16 protein-coding genes and 2 pseudogenes are annotated in these 19,258 nt (G+C 64.4%); 15 read left to right on the top strand and 3 right to left on the bottom strand.

Features of this window, described 5'->3' with window-relative positions; translation table 11 throughout:
• The first annotated feature begins 163 nt into the window (after positions 1-163).
• The 13 genes and pseudogenes from CIT26_RS27835 (at position 164) to CIT26_RS27775 (ending at position 12,801) form a co-directional block, all read left to right on the top strand.
• Positions 164-1,630 (top strand): efflux transporter outer membrane subunit, encoded by a 1,467-nt coding sequence (locus CIT26_RS27835; protein ID WP_095495783.1) that lies wholly within the window; start codon positions 164-166, stop codon positions 1,628-1,630.
• A 123-nt stretch (positions 1,631-1,753) separates the two neighbouring features.
• Positions 1,754-2,086, top strand: coding sequence for an ArsR/SmtB family transcription factor (locus tag CIT26_RS27830; RefSeq protein WP_095495518.1), 333 nt, complete (start codon positions 1,754-1,756; stop codon positions 2,084-2,086).
• 16 nt (positions 2,087-2,102) lie between these two features.
• Positions 2,103-2,609 carry an arsenate reductase ArsC gene (locus CIT26_RS27825; protein ID WP_095495517.1) on the top strand — a complete coding sequence of 169 codons (507 nt, stop codon included), beginning with the start codon at positions 2,103-2,105 and terminating at the stop codon, positions 2,607-2,609.
• Between the two features lie 4 nt (positions 2,610-2,613).
• Positions 2,614-3,303, top strand: coding sequence for an aquaporin (locus tag CIT26_RS27820; RefSeq protein ID WP_095495782.1), 690 nt, complete (start codon positions 2,614-2,616; stop codon positions 3,301-3,303).
• Entirely contained in the window at positions 3,300-3,722 is a 423-nt protein-coding gene (arsC, locus tag CIT26_RS27815) for an arsenate reductase (glutaredoxin) (protein ID WP_095495516.1), read from the top strand. Before CIT26_RS27820 ends, arsC begins: the two co-directional genes overlap by 4 nt.
• A gap of 4 nt (positions 3,723-3,726) precedes the next feature.
• Positions 3,727-4,443, top strand: coding sequence for an arsenical resistance protein ArsH (arsH, locus tag CIT26_RS27810; protein WP_095495515.1), 717 nt, complete (start codon positions 3,727-3,729; stop codon positions 4,441-4,443).
• 76 nt (positions 4,444-4,519) lie between these two features.
• Complete coding sequence (locus CIT26_RS27805; protein WP_095495514.1) at positions 4,520-4,831, top strand: ArsR/SmtB family transcription factor; 312 nt, start codon at positions 4,520-4,522, stop codon at positions 4,829-4,831.
• Between the two features lie 51 nt (positions 4,832-4,882).
• Positions 4,883-6,316, top strand: coding sequence for an FAD-dependent oxidoreductase (locus CIT26_RS27800; RefSeq protein WP_095495513.1), 1,434 nt, complete (start codon positions 4,883-4,885; stop codon positions 6,314-6,316).
• Positions 6,313-7,545, top strand: coding sequence for an arsenite efflux MFS transporter ArsK (gene arsK, locus CIT26_RS27795; RefSeq protein WP_095495512.1), 1,233 nt, complete (start codon positions 6,313-6,315; stop codon positions 7,543-7,545). Before CIT26_RS27800 ends, arsK begins: the two co-directional genes overlap by 4 nt.
• Before the next feature lie 104 nt (positions 7,546-7,649).
• Positions 7,650-9,149 carry a helicase HerA domain-containing protein gene (locus CIT26_RS27790; protein ID WP_095495511.1) on the top strand — a complete coding sequence of 500 codons (1,500 nt, stop codon included), beginning with the start codon at positions 7,650-7,652 and terminating at the stop codon, positions 9,147-9,149.
• Between the two features lie 491 nt (positions 9,150-9,640).
• Positions 9,641-10,771 (top strand): D-alanyl-D-alanine-carboxypeptidase/endopeptidase AmpH, encoded by a 1,131-nt coding sequence (gene ampH, locus CIT26_RS27785; RefSeq protein ID WP_245319579.1) that lies wholly within the window; start codon positions 9,641-9,643, stop codon positions 10,769-10,771.
• A 333-nt stretch (positions 10,772-11,104) separates the two neighbouring features.
• Positions 11,105-11,584 (top strand): annotated as a pseudogene (locus CIT26_RS27780) (ATP-binding protein); the annotation flags it as partial.
• Between the two features lie 479 nt (positions 11,585-12,063).
• Complete coding sequence (locus CIT26_RS27775; RefSeq protein ID WP_095495781.1) at positions 12,064-12,801, top strand: protein-L-isoaspartate(D-aspartate) O-methyltransferase; 738 nt, start codon at positions 12,064-12,066, stop codon at positions 12,799-12,801.
• 176 nt (positions 12,802-12,977) lie between these two features.
• Here the strand turns inward: CIT26_RS27775 and CIT26_RS37975 are convergent, their stop codons facing one another.
• Positions 12,978-13,361, bottom strand: coding sequence for a hypothetical protein (locus CIT26_RS37975; protein WP_245319578.1), 384 nt, complete (start codon positions 13,359-13,361; stop codon positions 12,978-12,980).
• 27 nt (positions 13,362-13,388) lie between these two features.
• Between CIT26_RS37975 and CIT26_RS27770 the strand changes: the two genes are divergently transcribed.
• Positions 13,389-15,254, top strand: a complete 1,866-nt coding sequence (locus tag CIT26_RS27770; RefSeq protein ID WP_245319577.1) for a spermine/spermidine synthase domain-containing protein — start codon at positions 13,389-13,391, stop codon at positions 15,252-15,254.
• A gap of 29 nt (positions 15,255-15,283) precedes the next feature.
• Positions 15,284-15,501: pseudogene (locus CIT26_RS37970) on the top strand (amino acid ABC transporter ATP-binding protein); the annotation flags it as partial.
• Between the two features lie 95 nt (positions 15,502-15,596).
• Here the strand turns inward: CIT26_RS37970 and CIT26_RS27760 are convergent.
• Together CIT26_RS27760 and CIT26_RS27755 are read right to left on the bottom strand one after the other, a co-directional pair.
• Entirely contained in the window at positions 15,597-17,690 is a 2,094-nt protein-coding gene (locus CIT26_RS27760; RefSeq protein WP_245319597.1) for an OmpA family protein, read from the bottom strand.
• Positions 17,691-18,277: 587 nt separating this feature from the next.
• A complete protein-coding gene (locus CIT26_RS27755; RefSeq protein WP_095495508.1) occupies positions 18,278-19,258 on the bottom strand; it encodes an ABC transporter permease in 981 nt (326 codons plus the stop codon).

The following is a 19,258-nucleotide window of genomic DNA, read 5'->3' as shown; positions in this document are numbered from 1 at the left end:
CCGTCCTTCGCCGCCTCACCATCGAGCTTACGAAAACGCTGGTGAGCCGCGCCGGCGGATGCCGGGCGGCAAACAACAGTCAATCGGAATTGAGGGTAGACGTATGAAAAATGAAGGCCAAGTCGGCTCGACGGCAGGAGCGTCCGCGAGAGCGCCGGCAGGGATGCGAATTGCTGTCCTGACGCTGACCGCGACAGCGCTTGCGGGATGCGCCGTTGGCCCGGACTATCAGAAACCAGTTCTGGCGATGCCGGCCATGTGGAGTGACCAGAAGCCGTCCAGACCGACCAAGCCATCGCGACTGTCGAAATGGTGGCAACGCCTGCGTGATCCCCAGTTGAACGCGCTTATCGACGAGGCGGTTGCGGGCAATCTCGACGTCGCCACCGCGAAGGCCCGGATTCGCGAGGCGCGCGCAAGCTATCGCCAGACCGCCGGAACATTGTTCCCGTCCGCTGACGGCTCCGCTTCCGCCACGCGCAACAAGACGGCCGCGACCACGTCAGCCGGAACCGATAGCGATCCCTACAGCCAGTACCAGACCGGCTTCGATGCCAGTTGGGAACTCGACCTGTTCGGGGCCAATCGCAGGAACGTCGAGGCCGCCCGCTACGGGCTGGATGCTTCCGAGGAAGAGCTTCGTTCGACGCTTCTCACCCTGATCGGCGATGTTGCATCCTATTATGCCGAGGCGTGCGGCTACCAGGCGCGTATCGGCCTCGCCCGACGCGCAGCCGCCTCGCAAATGCAAACCGCAGCGCTCACCCGCGCCATGGCGCAAGCCGGCATGTCAACGGCGGCGGATGTGGCGAAGGCCAAGGGACAGGCAAGCAGCACGGAAGCCGATGTTCCGACCCTGGAAGCAAGCTATGCAGAAGCGATGCATCGGCTTTCCGTGCTCACGGGCCGTCCGCCGGCCGCGCTGACCGACCGGCTCAAGCGCAGTGCGCCGATACCAACGCCGCGTCTGCCCATTCCAACCGGGATTCCCGCAAACATTCTGCTCGCCCGGCCCGATGTGCGCATGGCGGAGCGACAATATGCCCAGTACACCGCCAGGATCGGCCAGGCTGAAGCAGCCCGTTATCCCAGCGTCAGTCTCACGGGAGACATCGACACATCCGCGCTCAAGCTCGGCGATCTCGGCAAAAGTTCCTCGATCGGCTGGTCCTTCGGGCCGACGCTCAGCGTGCCGGTTTTCAATGCGGGACAGTTGAAGGCTGCCGTCGAGGTGGCGAGAGCCCAGCGCGACCAATATTTCATCGCCTACAGATCGTCCGTGCTGACGGCGCTCGAGGAGGTGGAAAACGCGATCGTTTCGCTCGCGCAAGAGCGCGTCAGAAACACCAAGCTTGCCTCTTCCGCGAAGTCCTACGCGGACGCCGCGCGTCTCGAGCGCGCGCTCTACAAGTCCGGAGAGACAAGTCTTCTCGATGTCCTCGACGCGGAGCGGTCGCTCTATTCGGCCGAGGACGATCTCCTGCAAAGCCGCGTGGCGATTGCGACCGACTACATCGCCCTCAACAAGGCGCTCGGCGGTGGTTGGGATGGCACGATCGACATCGCGAAACCTGAGATCGTCGACGTCAAGACCGGCCCGCGCCTGGCTTCGAAGCCTGTGACGCAGTGAAGAAGGTGCGCCATATTTCCGCGCGCTGAACATTTGCGGGGTGAAGATGATGAGCCGCTTGCCTATGTCATCTGTCTGTCATATGTCTGCTGTATGCATCCATAATTCCGGATTCTAGGATACATGGATAAGAACACCGCTCTTCTCGCATTGGCAGCGCTTGGCCAGGGCACCAGGCTCGAGGTGTTTCGCCTGCTGGTGCGGGCGGGCGCAGATGGTGTTCCTGCCGGCGAGATCGCCTCGCGCCTGGGTACGGTGCAGAACACCATGTCGGCGCATCTGAAGGTTCTCGACCATGCCGGCCTGGTCCGCGCCGAGCGTGACGGCCGGACGATCCGCTACGTCGCCGACATGACCGGTTTTCGCGATCTGCTTGCCTATCTCATGGAGGATTGCTGCAACGGCGCGCCAGAACTCTGCCAGCCAGTCATTCAGGCGGTGACTTGTAAATGTTAAAAGGGAGAACTACGCCATGAGCGAGCCATACAATGTTCTGTTCTTGTGCACCGGCAATTCGGCGCGGTCGATCCTCGCCGAAGCGATCCTGAACCGTGTCGGCGCCGGCAAGTTCAGGGCTTATTCGGCCGGATCGCACCCGAAGGGAGAAGTCCATCCCTACGCGCTCCAGCTGTTGAAAACCCTCAACCACGACACGTCCTTCGCCCGTTCGAAGGACTGGCAGGAATTCGCGGCTTCTGGCGCCCCCGAAATGAATTTCGTTTTCACCGTCTGCGACAACGCGGCCAATGAATCCTGCCCGGTCTGGCCGGGACAGCCGATGACGGCGCATTGGGGTGTGCCCGACCCGGCCGCCGTGGATGGCACGGACGCCGAAAAGCATCTGGCGTTTGCCGAAGCCTATCGCATGCTCAACAACCGGATCTCGATCTTCGTCAGCCTGCCGATGAACACGATCGACAAGCTCGCCCTGCAGAAACGGCTCGATGAAATCGGCCGCGATCTACCGAAGGCCGGCTAACATTATGGCGGCAGACATCCCCCGTCGCATCGTCGCGGAAGCGCTCGGCACGGCAATGCTCGTCGCGACGGTCGTCGGGTCCGGCATCATGGCCGATCGTCTGACGGATGACGTGGGTCTCTCCTTGCTCGGCAACACGCTGCCGACTGGAGCGATTTTGGTGGTGCTGATCACCATACTCGGACCGATTTCCGGGGCGCATTTCAATCCGGCGGTGACGCTGGTTTTTGCCCTCAGGCGCGAAATCGATGCAACCGCGGCTTTGGCCTACGTCATCGCCCAGATTGTCGGCGGCGTCGCCGGAACGTTGCTGGCGCACGCCATGTTCGAACTGCCGATTCTCCAGATCTCGCAAACCGTGCGGACCGGAAACGGACAATGGATTGCGGAGTTGGTGGCTGCCTTCGGCCTGGTCTTCACCATTCTGGCCGGCCTTCGCTTCCGTTCGGATGCCATCCCATGGCTGGTCGGCCTCTACATCACCGCGGCCTATTGGTTCACGGCCTCGACCTCGTTTGCCAATCCGGCAGTCGCCATCGCGCGGGCGGTTTCCAACACCTTCGCGGGCATCCGGCCGATCGACCTGCCGGGGTTCATCGTTGCCGAACTTTTGGGCGCGCTGCTTGCCATGGCCTTGGCAGGATGGCTGCTCGCTGAGCCCAAGCCAATCAGACAGATGAGAGCCGCGAAATGACCATCACCATCTACCACAATCCCGACTGCGGCACCTCGCGCAACACGCTGGCGATCATCCGGCAGTCCGGCGAAGAGCCTGAGGTGATCGAGTATCTGAAAAACCCGCCGTCGCGCGAACGGCTGGTCGAGCTGATCAAGGCGATGGGGATGACACCGCGCGAATTGCTGCGCGAGAAGGGCACGCCGTACGCCGAGCTCAACCTCGGCGACCCCAAATGGACCGACGACGAGATCGTCGATTTCATGCTGGCGCATCCGATCCTGATCAACCGGCCGATCGTCGTCACACCGCTCGGCGCCATGCTTGCGCGGCCGTCCGAAGCGGTTCTCGACATCCTGCCCAATCCTGAGATCGGGCCGTTCACCAAGGAAGACGGCGAAGTCGTCATCGACGCGCAGGGCAAGCGCGTTGCCTGACCAAATGCCTGAAGACTCCTTGCCGAACGTCGACGAAGACCTGCTCCGCCCGATCGACCTGCAGGCGCTGCTCGACGTGCCGCGGTCGATCCAAAAACCTCGCGTGCTGATGCTCTACGGCTCGTTGCGCGAGCGGTCCTATTCGCGGCTTGCGACGGAGGAGGCCGCCCGCATTTTGCGCCGCCTGGGCGCCGAGGTGCGCATCTACAATCCATCCGGCCTGCCGCTGCCGGATTCGACGTCGGCCGACCACGCCAAAGTCCAGGAGCTGCGAGACCTGTCGATCTGGTCGGAAGCGCAGGTCTGGTGCTCGCCCGAGCGGCATGGCTCGATGACGGGAGTCATGAAGGCGCAGATCGATTGGCTGCCGCTCTCGGCCGGCGGCGTCAGGACGACACAAGGCCGCACGCTCGCGGTGATGCAGGTGTCGGGCGGCTCGCAGAGTTTCAACGCCGTCAACCAGCTTCGTCTTCTCGGCCGCTGGATGCGGATGGTCACCATCCCCAATCAGTCGTCGGTAGCCAAGGCTTTCAACGAGTTCGACGAGGCCGGCCGCATGAAGCCGTCGCCGTACTATAACAGGATCGTCGACGTGATGGAGGAGCTGATGAAGTTCACGTTGCTCCTGCGCGATCGGTCCGCCTATCTCACGGACCGTTATTCCGAGCGCGTCGAAAGCGCCGAAGAGGTCGCCAAGCGGGTCAATCAGCGGTCGATTTGAGGCGGGTGCGTCTTGTTAATTCGAAAACATTCGAATTAGTATTGACGCGGCGTTGTCTTGGCGCTACCTTATTTCCATGAAACTCGAACAAGCAGCAAAACAGCTTGAGGCGCTCGGCAATCCGACGCGGCTCAACCTATATCGCACGCTGGTGAGGGCAGGCGAAACCGGGCGACCGGTCGGTTACCTGCAGGAAGCCCTCGGCATCGCCGCGTCGACTCTGTCGCATCATCTCCACCGGCTTATACTGACCGGCCTGGTCACCCAGGAACGCCAGGCAACGACGCTGATCTGCCGTGCCAATTATCCTGTCATGAACGATCTCCTCGGCTTTCTTGCCGACGAATGTTGTGCCGATGCCGCATGCGGCCCGGCTGCGGCTGCGTAACTCTTTTTTTGACTAGTACTTCAATAATCCTAGAAACATAGAAGGTGTACCATGGTTTCTGAAAACGATCTCCCGGTCGCCATCATCGGTGGTGGGCCGGTCGGGATGGCGGCTGCCGCCCAACTTGTCAGCCGCGGCCTCCCAGTCAAGGTCTACGAGGCAGGTTCCGCGGTTGGGTCGAACCTTCTGGACTGGGGCCATGTGCGGGTTTTCACGCCGTGGCGCTATTGTGTCGATGCGGTCGCCCGAAAACTTCTCGAGAGCCACGGCTGGCAAATGCCGGAGTCCGAGGCGTTCCCCACGGCGGATGAAATCGTATCCCAGTACCTCGCGCCGCTCGCAAAGCTTTCCGAACTGGCGCCGTCGATCGAGACCAACGCCCGTGTTGTCGCCATTTCCCGCTGGGGAGCCGACAAGGTGCTTAGCAAGGCGCGGGAGACGCGGCCGTTCATGCTTCTGGTCGAAACCGCCGAAGGCACGCGCCGGGACAGTGCCCGTGCCGTCATCGATGCGTCCGGCACCTGGCAGACGCCGAACCCGCTCGGCGCGGGCGGCTTGCCGGCCGAAGGCGAGAGGGAATTTGGAAACCGCATCGCCTACGGCATACCGGATGTCTTGGGCCGGGACCGACATCTCTATGCAGGCCGCACGACATTGGTGGCCGGTTCCGGCCATTCCGCTGCCAACGCCTTGCTGGAATTGGCGGAGCTCGCGCAAACCGAACCGGGCACCTCGGCACTATGGGTGACGCGCAGCACCGATCTTGCCCGCATCTACGGCGGCGGCGATGCCGATGCCCTGCCGGCGCGGGGCGAGCTTGGTTCCGATGTCCGGCATCTCGCCGAGAGCGGCCGCGTCAGTCTGGTGACCGGCTTCGCCACGGTTGCCATTCGCAAGGTCGACGGCCAGCTGATGGTCGAAGGGCAGACAAAGGACGGATTGCGCACGCTCGGCCCCGTCGACAGGATCATCGCCGCGACGGGGCAGCGCCCCGATCTCGCCTTGACCCGGGAGCTTCGGCTGGACCTCGATCCATGGCTCGAAGGCGTCAAGGCGCTCGGACCGCTCATCGATCCCAACGAACATTCATGCGGCGATGTTCCGCCGCATGGTCACCGCGAGCTCAGCCACCCCGAGCCCGATTTCTACACGGTCGGCGTCAAAAGCTATGGCCGGGCCCCGACGTTCCTGCTGCTGACCGGCTATGAACAGGTCCGCTCGGTCGCCGCGGCGCTCGCCGGCGACACGGCTGCCGCCGATGCCGTGCAGTTGGTGTTGCCCGAGACCGGCGTCTGCACTGTGCCGGCGTCACTTTCAGGCACATCATTTCAGGGTTGCTGCGGCGGACCCGCGCCGGCTGCTGTCGTTGCCTGCTGTGTCGACGACGCCAAGGCGAAGGCGAGCGGCAAGTCGGGATGCGGCTGCGGCGGCACGCAAGCGATCGCAGCAGTGCGCAGCGGCGATCTCGAGATCGCCGCTCAATGAGCGACCGGAAAATCCCGGCTGCCGCACTCTGGGCGTTGGGGCTGACGCAGATCATCGGCTACGGCACGCTCTATTACAGTTTTAGCATCCTGGTGCCGTCCATCGCGCTTGAGCTCGCCTGGCCGGAACAATTGGTTTTCGGCGCCCTGTCGGCGTCGCTGCTGGCGGGTGGCCTTTTTGCACCCACAGCCGGGCGCTGGGCCGATCGTTTCGGCGCCGGCCGCGTGATGACCTTTGGTTCGGCTGCCGCCGCGGCAGCACTTGTCGCTTGCGCGCTAGCACCCGGTCGGGTGACCTTCGTGCTCGCCCTGATGGCGATGGAGCTGGCATCCGCGTTCGTGCTCTACAGCGCCGCTTTCGTCGCGATCGTCCAGATCGGCGGCGCCAAGGCGCAGCGCAGCATCACCCATCTGACGCTGATCGCCGGCTTCGCGTCCACCTTGTTCTGGCCGTTGACGGCTGCACTTCACGAATACCTAACCTGGCGCGAGGTCTACCTGGTCTTTGCCGCCGTCAATGTCGCCGTCTGCCTGCCCATCCATGCCTGGCTGGCGCGGCTGTCGCGTCGGGCGGACAAAAACGCTTCGGCGACACCTGCGGCGATCGGGTCGGTCGGCGCGCCGGTTGCCTTCACCGCGCGCGACCGCAGCAGAGTGTTTCTGCTTATGCTTGGCGGCTTCGCGGTCGAGGGTTTTGTGCTGTCCTCGATCCTCGTTCACATGGTCCCGCTGACGACGGCGCTCGGGCTTGGCTCCGCCGGGCTTGTCGTAACCACGCTTTTCGGGCCGTCCCAGGTGGCGAGCCGGTTGATCAACATGCTGTTCGGCGGCTTGCTGGCACAGGCCTGGCTCGCGGTGATCGGCGCGACACTGCTGCCGCTCGGCCTTGTCGCCCTGCTGGCGACGACACCATCGGTGGCCGGCGCCATCGCCTTCGTCATCCTGTTTGGATTGGGCTCGGGCCTCGCCAGCATCGTCGGCGGCACGCTGCCCCTGGAATTGTTCGGACGGGAGCGCTACGGCGCCCGGCTCGGCTGGGTGACGGCGGCGCGGCAGTTCTCGTCAGCGCTTGCGCCATTTGCCCTTGCCATGGCGATGGCAGGCATGGGCGTCCAACCATCGCTCTGGTTGACCGCTGCGGTCGGCATGCTCGGCATACTGGCTTTCTCGGCAATCATCCTGATCAGGCGGCAGCCTCTTGCGTCCGTGATGCTTACGTCAGCGAACTGACGCCGCGCGAGCGTCAGCTTGTGCGCAACACCGAGCCGTCGGCCATGCGCGCTCGACGGGCCGGTATCCGGTTGATAAGCCCTCTCCTCAAGGAGAGTCGAGACATGACCGTTGCGATCGAGATGGGCCACACGACCGCAGGTGCCCCGGCGGCACTGGATCTTGAGGAGCTGCTGGCGACCCGCCTTTTGGTGCAGGGCAATTCGGGCTCCGGCAAATCCCATCTGCTGCGCCGGCTCCTGGAGCAGAGTGCCCCCTGGGTGCAGCAGACCATCATCGATCCCGAAGGTGACTTCGTGTCGCTGGGCGACCGTTTCGGCCATCTGGTGATCAATGCCGAGGAGCATACCGAGCGCGGCTTGCAGAGCGCCGGCGAGCGGGCGCGCATCCATCGCGTCTCCACGGTGCTCAATCTCGAGGGGCTCGACGCCGAGAACCAGATGCGGCGCGCCGCCGCCTTCCTCGGCGGGCTTTTCGAGGTCGCCCGCGACCACTGGTACCCGATGCTGGTGGTGGTGGACGAGGCGCAGCTGTTCGCGCCGGCAGTGGCGGGCGAGGTTTCGGACGAGGCGCGCAAACTCTCGCTCGGCGCCATGACCAACCTGATGTGCCGTGGCCGCAAACGCGGGCTGGCCGGCATCATCGCCACCCAGCGACTGGCCAAGCTCGCCAAGAACGTCGCCGCCGAGGCTTCCAATTTCCTCATGGGCCGAACTTTCCTCGATATCGACATGGCCCGCGCCGCCGACCTTCTCGGCATGGAGCGGCGCCAGGCGGAGGCTTTTCGCGACCTGGAGCGCGGGCAGTTCATGGCGCTGGGCCCGGCGCTGTCGCGCCGTCCGCTCGGCTTGCGCATCGGCCCGACGGATACAAGTCCGCGCAATGGAACCCCGCGCCTGATGCCGCTGCCGGAGTCGGCGTTGGAGGATGCCCGCGCCATCATCCTGGCAGCGCCGCCACCGGAAACTGTCCGGCCGCAGCGCCGGTCGTCGCCGGACCTGCTCGATCAGCTGATGGCGGCGAAGTCGGCGGCGCTGGAAATCCGCCCCGAACCGGTGGAGCCGCCAATCAGCGCCGAAGACCTGGCCGAGCGGCGTGAGCGCGTCGACCGGGTTCTGCGCGCCGTGCTGGCGCAGCCCGATGCGGGGTTCCGTGTCATCGGCGTGCTCTATCAGGAGTTCGTGGTCCGCTGCCGGATCGAGGGCCTCGCCTCGGTCGTGCCGGACCTGCCCGCCTTCCGCCGCATGCTGACGCGCGCCCGCGCCGGCCTCGGTTCCGATACGGCTGGGGATGACGCCTGGCAGGATGTCTCGGTCCGCGCCTCGCTTCTGCCCGAGGATATGCAAGGTGTGTTCATGATGATCGCCCGCGCGGCGAAGGAGGGCTGGCCCTGCCCTAGCGACGCAGCGATCGCCCGCGCCTATGGCTCGCACTCGCTGCGCCGCGCCCGGCGCCTGCTGACCTACATCGAGGAGCAGGGCCTCATCGTCTGCCAGCTTGACGGTCTCGGCCGGCGGGTCGTGACGCTCGTCGAATTGGCCTGGGCAACGGCACCGGGCGACCCCAACGCCGAGGAGGCGGAGCAGGGCAGTTTGGCTGTGTGAGGCGGCGGCCAAGCGCGCAAGGGGAATGCCACGCATCAAGGCGATGTATGGCCAAGCGGCAGGTACAGCGGCGAGTCTTTTTTGCGCAGATAGGGCCTCACTAGCCCGCTACAGCTCTTCTGCCCGGTCTTCATCATACGACGACGATTGGCGCGACGCAGATCCGCCTATTGTAAGTTGTTCGATGCTACAGCACTCCCTCCTGCCGACGGGGCTTTACATAGCTTCTAAATTACCCGCGGGCCGGTTTGCTAATGAAGAGATCAGCCCCGATCAACTGACAAAGGACAAGAAATACGGCAGGACTGTAGCGCAAATAGCCGCCGAAACTACGCTACCGCCGCCGATTACCCCCTTCGGTTCGTTCTGTTGACATCTCCTGCTTCGGGAGAGATGGTAAGATACTACGCGGCGGCTCTTTTTCCGAAGATTTTATTCTGCAGCTTTATCAAAGGATTTTGGCAATGCGTTTGTCTCGATCGCGCCGACTTATGGCCATCGCTTTGACGGCAATCGCAGCCGTCACCCTTCCCTCTTATGGACATGCTGAGGACAAGCTGCTGACGGAAGCGGTGCAGTTCAACGGTACGATCCTGTATCTCTCCACCAAGGTGCCTGGCCTGATCTTCGGCGCCGTGCGCAACGGCGAGACGGCCCTGGCCGGTTTCGGCAAGATTGCCGACGGGAGTGAAAAAGTGCCCGACGGCGACACAATGTTCCGCATCGCGTCCGTCAGCAAAGTGTTCTGCGGCAGTGTGCTTTCCTCGCTGGCGATCGACGGTAAGGTACAACTCACCGACCGGCTGCAGGATCGCCTTGGCTGGGACGTCACGCTCCCTGAGAAGGATGGCCGTGCCCTCCGCATGATCGATCTCGTCGCGCAAGCTTCCGGCCTTCCGCGGGAGGTGCCAGTGGCCGAGGCGCCCCCCTCCGACCCCTTCTCTACGAACACCAAAGAGGCGCAGATTGCCGCCCTCAAGGACAATCCGCTGCTGTTCGCGCCGGGCACCGCCGTTCTCTATTCGAACTTCGGATACGACCTCCTCGGAGCGGCGCTCGCGAATGTCTCTGGAAAGCCTTATGCCGAGGTCCTTCGGGAGCGTGTCCTCGATCCCCTCGGCATGCAAGACACGGTTTTCAACCCAAGACCGGAGGACGAGCCGCGCCTGATGCAGGGCCATAACTTCGACGGCAGCGCCATGCCCATCGTGCCGACGAGCACAGCCATGGAGTGCGCCGGTGGATTGTACTCGACCGCGGCCGACCTGCTGCGCTGGATGAACTGGCATGTCGACAACAAGCCTTCCGCGGCCGACGCCGAGTTCCGCCTCGTGAACCACGCGGCTTTTTTGTACCGGGACGGGCTCGCGTCGGTGGTGGGGCTGGATGACGGCGGCCCGATGGACGCCATGGGTCTCGGATGGGTCATCATGCTCCCCAACGAGCATCGCCCGCTCATCCTCCAGAAGAGCGGCGGCCTGCAAGGCATGTTTCTCTATGTTGCGATTGCACCGACACGCGGCGTCGGCGCTTTCTTCGTCATGAACGAATTCAATGCCGCCGGCTTCATGGCTGGGGTCAAGACGACGAACGATCTCGTCGCAGAGATCGCTCCACGCTGATTTTCGCGCTGATCAGCGGGAACGTGCGCGATGATTAACGCTGTGGAGGGGCCTGACGGACGGCATGTTTCGTGGCAAGGCAAGCGCGACATCGGCTATTTCCGGCCGACCGCTTAGCTATCCCCTCCTGAGGACGACCTTTGCCGTCGCCCGACCCGCTTCATCGCTGCTCACGGCTTGCTCAAGCGGCGGCCAAGGTTCTGCCTCTTGCCTCTTTGGCATTCCGAACAGGCGGTCCGGCCGAACAGACGAGCATGAACTGCGACACGCTTTCGTAAGCCGACCGCGAACGCCGCGCTGCTCGCAGTCTTTCCCTCCGACAGCATCAGCCGCCTCCTGGCGCAGCCCGATGCGGGCTTCCGTGTCATCGGCGTGCTTTATCAGGAGTTCGTGGTCCGCTGCCGGATCGAGGGCCTCGCCTCGATCGTGCCGGACCTGCCCGCCTTCCGCCGCATGCTGACGCGCGCCCGCGCCGGCCTCGGCTCCGACATGGCAGGGGATGACGCGTGGCAGGATGTCTCGGTCCGCGCCTCGCTGCTGCCCGAGGATATGCAGGGCGTGTTCATGATGATCGCCCGCGCGGCGAAGGAGGGCTGGCCCTGCCCGAGCGACGCGGCGATCGCCCGCGCCTATGGCTCGCACTCGCTGCGCCGCGCCCGGCGCCTGCTGACCTATATCGAGGAGCAGGGGCTGATCGTGTGCCAGCTTGATGGGCTTGGCCGGCGGATCGTGACGCTCGTCGAACTGGCCTGGGCGACGGCACCGGGGGATCCTAATGCGGAGGAGGCGGAGCAGGGGAGCTTGGCTGTGTGAGAGCTGATGCGGTTTGGGCGAAAGCTGACGTCGCTCAACATCAGCAAAGCGCCGCCAAGAGCGGTCATCGCCGAACCGCTACTCAGACGTCGCGTTTCGGTCGATAGCGGACTGGCACTTTGAGGCTTGGATTTTTTTGGAAGCGGACCTTCAGGCCTCCGTGGGCATCGACGTGATCTGACCCGCTCCGGACCTTCGTGTCGATTCGTCGGAGGGGCTGCAATAAAATGGATAGCGGACTTGCAGGCAGGTAACCGCGAGGTCCTTGGTACCCGTGAAGGATGCGTAATGCGGTCAGGCTGCTTGCCGTCCCATTTGCGGTCGCCGCCTGAGGCGGAAGACGCCTTCTGACGCACCACCAACCTCCAACGGGGTTGATCCGGACCTGGTGCCGCGACATGTTTGGTGTGAGATCGGAGCAGCGTTTGCTTCAAAAGGCCGCCGCCTTTGTTCTCGACGCCGTGGGCCAGGAGAGGTTCATGAGTGCTCTAGCCCAGTGCCGGGCGTTGCTGGCCGCGTTTCTCGCGAGTGCTGCCGCCTTCGTTTCGACATCGGCGCCCGCCCAGGACCGCGCAGCCGAGCGTGCGGCCATGATCGAGACGATAAAGGGACACGCCCGCTCCGGGGCACACAGCATCGATCCGGCGGTGCTCAAGACGATGGGCACAGTGCCGCGCGAGCGTTTCGTACCCGAGGCGCAGCGCGGTGCGGCCTATCATGACCGGCCCCTGCCGATCGGGCACGGTCAGACGATCTCGCAGCCCTTTATCGTCGCGCTTATGACCGACCTGATCAATGTCCGGCCTGGCGACACCGTCCTCGAGATCGGCACCGGCTCGGGCTATCAGGCAGCCGTCCTGTCGCCCCTCGCCGCCAAGGTTTACTCGATCGAGATTATCCCGGAACTGGGCAAGAGGGCAGCGGCACGACTTGCGGTGCCCCGCTTCGACAACGTCGAGGTGAAGGTGGACGACGGCTACTACGGCTGGCCTGAGCACGCGCCCTTCGACGGCATCGTCGTGACCGCGGCTGCCAGCCATATTCCGCCGCCGCTTGTCGAGCAGCTCGCTGAAGGAGGTCGGATGGTCATCCCCGTGGGAGGCCCCTTTGCAACCCAGTTTCTCATGCTCGTCGAGAAGCGACGAGACGGAGGCATCACGACCCGGCAGCTGCTGCCGGTGAGCTTCGTTCCGCTGCGGGGAGGTCCCTCCCGGTGAGAGCGGGCCGCATGCTACCAGTCGGTCTCATTTCGGCAGCGGTTCTCGGTTATGAACTGCTGCTGATGCGATTGTTTTCGATCGTTCAATGGCACCATTTTGCCTACATGATCATCAGCATCGCGCTCTTGGGCTTCGGCGCGAGCGGTACGTTCATTGCGCTTGCCCAGCGCTGGCTAGTGGAGCGCTACCCGGCTGCTTTCGCGGCGTCGGCAGCGCTGTTCGGCATGACCGCGGTCGCCAGCTTCGCCATCGCCGAACGTCTGCCGTTCAACGCGCTCGAGATCATCTGGGATCCGCGACAGCTCGGTTGGCTCGCGGCCAACTATGCGCTTCTGATCCTGCCGTTCTTTTTTGGCGCGACCTGCGTCGGCCTTGCTTTCTGCCGCCATCCCGGACAGATCGGACGCGTCTACGCCTTCGACTTGGCCGGCGCAGGGATCGGTGCGCTGGGTATCGTCGGGCTCCTGTTCCTGGTCTTTCCATCTACGGCGCTGCGTTTCGTTGCAGCACTGGCATTCGCGGCGGCTGCCTTTGCCGCGTTCGGCATGGTCCGCCATCGGTGGCTCGCAGCGGGCGGCCTTGGGTTGGCAGCGGCGTTCGTTGCAGTATCGCTACCGCCGTCCTGGGTGGCCCCCGAGCCGCATATGTCGCAGTATAAGGGCCTCCGCATAGCCCTGGAGGTTCCGAACGCGCGGGTGATCGAGGAGCGGTCGAGCCCGCTCGGGTTGCTGACGGTTGTCGAGAGTCCGACCATCCCCTTCCGTTATGCGCCTGGCCTCAGCCTTGCCAATACCCAAGAGCCGCCTGCGCAACTCGCCGTCTTCACCGATGGCGACAGTATTGCGGCGATCACCGCCTATGGAGGCGATCCGGCGAAGGTCGCCTATCTCGACCGGACAACGGCGGCGCTGCCGTACCGCATCCTCGAGCGGCCGCGGGTGCTAATCCTCGGCGCCGGGGGCGGCGAGCAGGTGCTGCTGGCGCTACGCGCCGGGGCCGATACCGTGGATGCGGTAGAGGTCAACCCGCAAATGATCGACTTGGCTCGGAATCGCTTCGCCGACTTCGCTGGCGGTATCTTCAGCCGACCGAACCTGCGCTTGCATTTGGCCGAGGCGCGCGCCTTCGCTGCGACTGCTGGCGAGCGCTACGACCTGATCCAGATGCCGCTCCTCGATTCCTTCAGCGCGGCCGCGGCCGGCGTGCAGAGCTTGCATGAAAATTACACCTATACCGTGGAGGCAATGCGGGATTACCTCGCGATTCTCGGACCAGATGGTGTCGTCGCTATCACACGATGGCTGCGAGTGCCGCCGCGTGATAGCCTTAAGCTGTTCGCCACCGCCATAGCAGCGCTCGAGGCGGAAGGCGTGGCCGAGCCGGACCGGCACCTGGCGCTGATCCGGAGCTGGAATACCGGAACTTTGCTCGTCGCCAAGTCGCCGTTCAAAGGCGAAGACATTGCGGCCATTCGCAGCTTCGCGGCCGAGAACTTCTTCGACATCTCTTGGGTGCCAGGCATCTCCGCGAGCGACGTGAACCACTTCAACCAGCTCGATCAGGAATATCTCTACGAGGGAGCCCTCGCGCTCCTCGGCCCTGAACGCGCCGACTTCATCGAGCGCTACAAGTTCGCCATCGCACCGGCCACCGACAATCGGCCCTATTTCTTCGACTTCTTCCGCTGGCGCGCCCTGCCCGAACTCTTAGCCCTGCGCACCCAGGGCGGGGCAGCGATGCTCGACTGGAGCTACCTGATCCTCGTGACGACTCTGGTCCAGGCTGCCATCCTCAGCGCCGTCCTGATCCTCCTGCCGCTATGGATTCGCAGACACGCGCTCGGGAAAGCTTTGCACCGGCTGCGCTTCGGGCTCTACTTCCTTGCCTTGGGGCTAGCCTTCCTCTTCATCGAAATCGCCTTCATCCAGCGCTTTGTGCTGTTCCTCGGTCATCCGTTCTACGCTGTCGCTGTCGTGCTTGCCGGCTTCCTCGCCTTCGCCGGTCTCGGTAGCGCCGTTGCCGCACGTTGGGCCGCGGCGGTCGGGCGCGGGTCGGCGGTGCGCGGCATCGCCCTCGCTGTCGGGGTTATCGCGGTCCTGGCTGCCACCTACCTTCTCGCGCTGCCCTCATTGTTCGAAAGGCTGCTGGCGTTCCCGGACGCCGCGAAGATCGCGATCGCGCTCCTTCTCATAGCGCCGCTCGCTCTTTTTATGGGCATGCCGTTTCCCCTCGGCCTCGGGCATGTCGGCGCGCATTCGGAGACATTCATTCCCTGGGCGTGGGGAATCAACGGCTGTGCGTCCGTGCTAAGCGCGATTCTCGCCACGCTGCTTGCCATGCATATCGGGTTCTCTGGCGTCGTGATGATCGCTGTGGTCCTTTATCTTGTCGCCCCAGCCTTGCTTGCAAACAGGCTCACGATCCGAACCATGATCCCTTTCCGGTCGTGAAGTTCTTCACGCCTAACCGTGGCGCCATCGACCAGATCACCTCCGCACCTGACCCCGAATTGGTTGCCGAGGTGCTCCGCCGACGGCATAACGCTCTTGATGGTCACCCAATGCAATGCGTCTCGCCAGCCGCGCCGTCTTCATACATGAAGGCCGCATCCACGAGATCGGCCCGCCCGGCAAGGTCTTCGCCAGCTCTAACGCGCCCGAGCGCCGCCCATTTCCTCGGCGTCAATTAATCCGGTGACCGGACTAGATGCGTGTCGTCTATTTGGCCCGCTCGACGTTGCAATGGTGAGCCTGGCGCTAGCTTCCCGGCACGCTCAAAACAAGGGTGGGAGCCTATTCGGAGCTCGCCACGGGTGCGACCAGCGGCGTGATGCGGCGGATCGCGACGCGCCGGTTCTCGCGTTCGGGCTCCTGGGTTTCAACCTTCAAATACTGCTCGCCATAGCCCTGCGTCTCCATGTTCTCGGGCGCGATGTCGAAGACGTTGGTCAGCGCGGTCGCCACCGCCTCGGCCCGCTGGTCCGACAGCGCCAGGTTCGCCACCTCCGCCCCGACCGCATCGGTGTGGCCCTCGATCAGGAAGGTCTCGCCCGGGTTCTCCTTGAGCAGGCGCTGCATGGCCTCGGCGACGCCTTCGAGCTTGCCGATCTCGCCCTCCGGGATCTGGGCCGAGCCGAACTCGAAATTGATGATGTCGAGATCGATGCGCCTGACCTTGTCGCGGATGCGCGCCGAACGCCGGACCTCGTCAAGTGAGTAGGTGCGCTCCACCTGCTCGACCGGCGGCTGGTCGAGGAACGTATAGTAGTCCTCGGGGTCCTCAACCCATTCCGCGTCCAGTATGTAGTCGCGAACCGGAATGTCGAGATCGAGCGGCGGCAGGTCGAGGCCGGGATCGCGCCATTCCAGCACCTCGTCGTAATAGTCGTCTTCGACATAGACGAGGACGATCTCGCGATCGTCGGGCAGGATCTTCACGCGGCGGACGACGTCTCCCCAGCGGTTGCGGATCGTGACGATCCGCGTCCCGTCGGGACGGACCACAACCTCGCGCTGCCGGCTGCGCGGCAGTTCCTCGTAGTAGACCTCACGCGCGTCGATGATGAAGCGCTCCTCGCGGGGCCGCTCGATGAAATAGGTGTTGTTGGTCCGGAAGATGAAGCGGTTGTTGACCTCGCGCACGAGTTCCGCGCCCTCCGGAACCTCGGGACGCTCCCTGCGCGGGCGTTCGATCCGGCGGCCTTCTTCGGAGATGACGGAGCCGATTTGCACTGGATCTGTCGAGGCTCGCGCCTGCGCCGCGGCGTCGCTTTCGGGCAGCCGCTCGGGCCTGGCCCGAGCGGACTGGTCCGGCTCGGCGCCGCCCGGCTTGCGCCTCACCGGCTTTTCCTTGGCGCTGTCGAAGAGCCTGGCGGCGTTTTCGGGACGACGCATCGCCGCTTCGCGCTCCTTGCGCCGCTTCAGGCGTTCCTCGGTGATCGCGGGCTCGGGTTCGGCGGCACGCCGTTTGACGGCTTCGCGGTCCTTGCGCCGCTTCAGGCGCTCCTCGGCGATCGCGGGCGCGTCGGGTTCGGCGTTGCGCTGTCTGGCGGTCTCGCGCTCCTTGCGCCTCTTCTGGCGTTCCTCGATGATGGCGGGCTCGGGTTCGGCGGCACGCCGTTTGACGGCTTCGCGGTCCTTGCGCCGCTTCAGGCGCTCCTCGGCGATCGCGGGCGCGTCGGGTTCGGCGTTGCGCTGTCTGGCGGTCTCGCGCTCCTTGCGCCTCTTCTGGCGTTCCTCGATGATGGCGGGCTCGGGTTCGGCGGCACGCCGTTTGACGGCTTCGCGGTCCTTGCGCCGCTTCAGGCGCTCCTCGGCGATCGCGGGTGCGTCGGGTTCGGCGGCGCGCTGTCTGGCGGCCTCGCGCTCCTTACGCCGCTTCTGGCGCTCCTCGGTGATCGCGGGCTCGGGTTCGGCGGCACGCCGTTTGACGGCTTCGCGGTACTTGCGCCGCTTCAGGCGCTCCTCGGCGATCGCGGGCGCGTCGGGTTCGGCGCTGCGCTGTCTGGCGGTCTCGCGCTCCTTGCGCCGCTTCTGGCGTTCCTCGGTGATGGCGGGCTCGGGTTCGGCGGCACGCCGTTTGACGGCTTCGCGGTCCTTGCGCCTCTTCAGGCGCTCCTCGGTGATCGCGGGCTCGGGTTCGGCGGTACGCCGTTTGACGGCTTCGCGCTCCCGCGCCGCAGGCCGCTCGGCCCGCTCGCGCTGCGCCGGCCTTTCTGCCCGGGGAGCCCGCTGCTCGTCGCGTTTGGCCCCCTCTCTTTTCTTCCTGCGCAGCAGTTCTTCCTCTTCGGGAGACTGGGTTTGGGCCAGAATGAGGGGTGCGGCGCGCGGCTGGGCGTCGCGCGAAAGTGCGGGAAGCGGAGCAGGTGTCAATGTGAGGCCGACCACGGCACCCAAAACAATCCGAAAATGGCGTTTCATCTGGACAATGATTCCGTAGAGCAGTCCCTTGCGCATCTCCAACCTTGAAACAGGTAAGATTGTTCCCAATCGGTCGGTTCCCGGGCGCTTCGAGGCGTTTTTCCGTCGAGAATATGTCCAGGGCGCGGCGCCTCACCCGCCGCAGCCGGGAATGGCCCGAGAAGCGCGACGCTTTTGATGAGTTTCTCGCACCCACGTCCAAGCGGCCTTTGCCTTTCAGGAAAGCTCAATGACGGTCAGATCTTTTGATAATGAACTGGCGACCCCGTTCTACTATGTTCGCCCGCAGCGACGTCGAACCGCTAACCCCTGTGCGGTCCTTGCAGCGAAGCAACACGAAGATCGGCCAACGAGTCGGAGAGGCGACCGACAGGGTCGCCTCGATGTTGGTCCGGAAATAGCGCAACCGCGACCAGAGTAGTCGCCGGCTATGTCCGCTTCCAGGCGGTGGCAAAGCTGACCTTAACGGCCGAGATGCTGACCAAAGCTGTCATGCGCGGCTCCGTTTGCGAGAGTCTGCTTCGGATCAAAGCAACTGCTCGCCTCAGCACCCCCTACCGATCCTCAATAATCCGCAAATACGCCGCGGTCACGAACAGCACGATAAGCCCAAACAGCATCCGCCGCGCGCCCTCCGGCATCTGCAAGATAGTCAGCAGCGTTGTCAGCACGGTGAGGATCAGCGCCCCGACGATCGTTCCGGTGTAGCCGCCGCGGCCACCGAAGATCGAGGTGCCGCCGATCACGGCTGCGGCCACCGAAGGCAGCACCAGCGGTTCGGCCAGCGACAGCGACGGCGCCTTGATCAGGCCGATATAGAGCAGCCCGGTGATGCCGGCGAGCACGCTCGAGATGACGTAGAGCGCGGTGATGACCTGCCAATAGCGGACGCCGGACAGGCGCGCCGCCCCTTCATTGTCGCCGACTGCGTAAATCAGACGGCCAAAGCCGGTGCGGCGCAAGGTGAAGACAATGAGGACGGCGACGGGGATGAACAACAGCAGCGCGTTGGGCACGCCATAGGTGAGACCGGTGCCGAGCCAGGCCAGGAAGGGCGGAATCTTGGCGCCCGAAGCGATGACGGTGCGCTGATAGACCTGCAGGCAGCCGGTGCCGATCAGGCTGGTGCCGAGCGTCATGATCAGCGGGTGCACGCGAAACACGCCGACGCCGATGCCGTTGACCAGGCCGATCAGCACCGCCGGCACCAGTGCGATGAGAATCGCCACCGCCGGGTCATGATGGACGACCTGCGTCGCCATGATGAAGGCGCTCATCGTCGCCACGGTTCCGACCGACAGGTCGATGCCGCCGGTCAGCATGGTCATGGTCTGGCAGCCGGCAAGAATTGCCAGCGGGATGGCGAACTTGACGGTGTTGGCGAGCCACCGCTCGTTGACGATGCCGGGGCGCAGGATCTGCAGAACCAGCACCAGGATGACGAGCAGGATGATCAGGGGAATCAGCGGCCGGTCGGCCATGAAGCGCTTGAGGCGGCGGCCAAAGGGTACGGGTTGGATCGCGGTTGTGCTCAT

The organism is Mesorhizobium temperatum, from assembly GCF_002284575.1.
Taxonomy (GTDB): Bacteria; Pseudomonadota; Alphaproteobacteria; order Rhizobiales; family Rhizobiaceae; genus Mesorhizobium; species Mesorhizobium temperatum.
The sequence above is the reverse complement of the archived record's forward strand: the minus strand, read 5'-3'. Positions and strand labels throughout refer to the sequence as shown.

What these genes read in the sequence shown, in the direction of transcription:
- arsK (WP_095495512.1), top strand. Translation starts at nt 6,313, where the DNA reads ATGAGCGACCGGAAAATCCCGGCTGCCGCACTCTGGGCGTTGGGGCTG.
- arsH (WP_095495515.1), top strand. Translation starts at nt 3,727, where the DNA reads ATGCCTGAAGACTCCTTGCCGAACGTCGACGAAGACCTGCTCCGCCCG.
- CIT26_RS27820 (WP_095495782.1), top strand. Translation starts at nt 2,614, where the DNA reads ATGGCGGCAGACATCCCCCGTCGCATCGTCGCGGAAGCGCTCGGCACG.
- CIT26_RS27825 (WP_095495517.1), top strand. Translation starts at nt 2,103, where the DNA reads ATGAGCGAGCCATACAATGTTCTGTTCTTGTGCACCGGCAATTCGGCG.
- CIT26_RS37975 (WP_245319578.1), bottom strand. Translation starts at nt 13,361, where the DNA reads ATGGCGGACCATGCCGAACGCGGCAAAGGCAGCCGCCGCGAATGCCAG.
- CIT26_RS27835 (WP_095495783.1), top strand. Translation starts at nt 164, where the DNA reads ATGCGAATTGCTGTCCTGACGCTGACCGCGACAGCGCTTGCGGGATGC.
- CIT26_RS27800 (WP_095495513.1), top strand. Translation starts at nt 4,883, where the DNA reads ATGGTTTCTGAAAACGATCTCCCGGTCGCCATCATCGGTGGTGGGCCG.
- ampH (WP_245319579.1), top strand. Translation starts at nt 9,641, where the DNA reads ATGGCCATCGCTTTGACGGCAATCGCAGCCGTCACCCTTCCCTCTTAT.
- CIT26_RS27755 (WP_095495508.1), bottom strand. Translation starts at nt 19,258, where the DNA reads ATGAGCACAACCGCGATCCAACCCGTACCCTTTGGCCGCCGCCTCAAG.
- CIT26_RS27805 (WP_095495514.1), top strand. Translation starts at nt 4,520, where the DNA reads ATGAAACTCGAACAAGCAGCAAAACAGCTTGAGGCGCTCGGCAATCCG.
- arsC (WP_095495516.1), top strand. Translation starts at nt 3,300, where the DNA reads ATGACCATCACCATCTACCACAATCCCGACTGCGGCACCTCGCGCAAC.
- CIT26_RS27830 (WP_095495518.1), top strand. Translation starts at nt 1,754, where the DNA reads ATGGATAAGAACACCGCTCTTCTCGCATTGGCAGCGCTTGGCCAGGGC.
- CIT26_RS27790 (WP_095495511.1), top strand. Translation starts at nt 7,650, where the DNA reads ATGACCGTTGCGATCGAGATGGGCCACACGACCGCAGGTGCCCCGGCG.
- CIT26_RS27775 (WP_095495781.1), top strand. Translation starts at nt 12,064, where the DNA reads ATGAGTGCTCTAGCCCAGTGCCGGGCGTTGCTGGCCGCGTTTCTCGCG.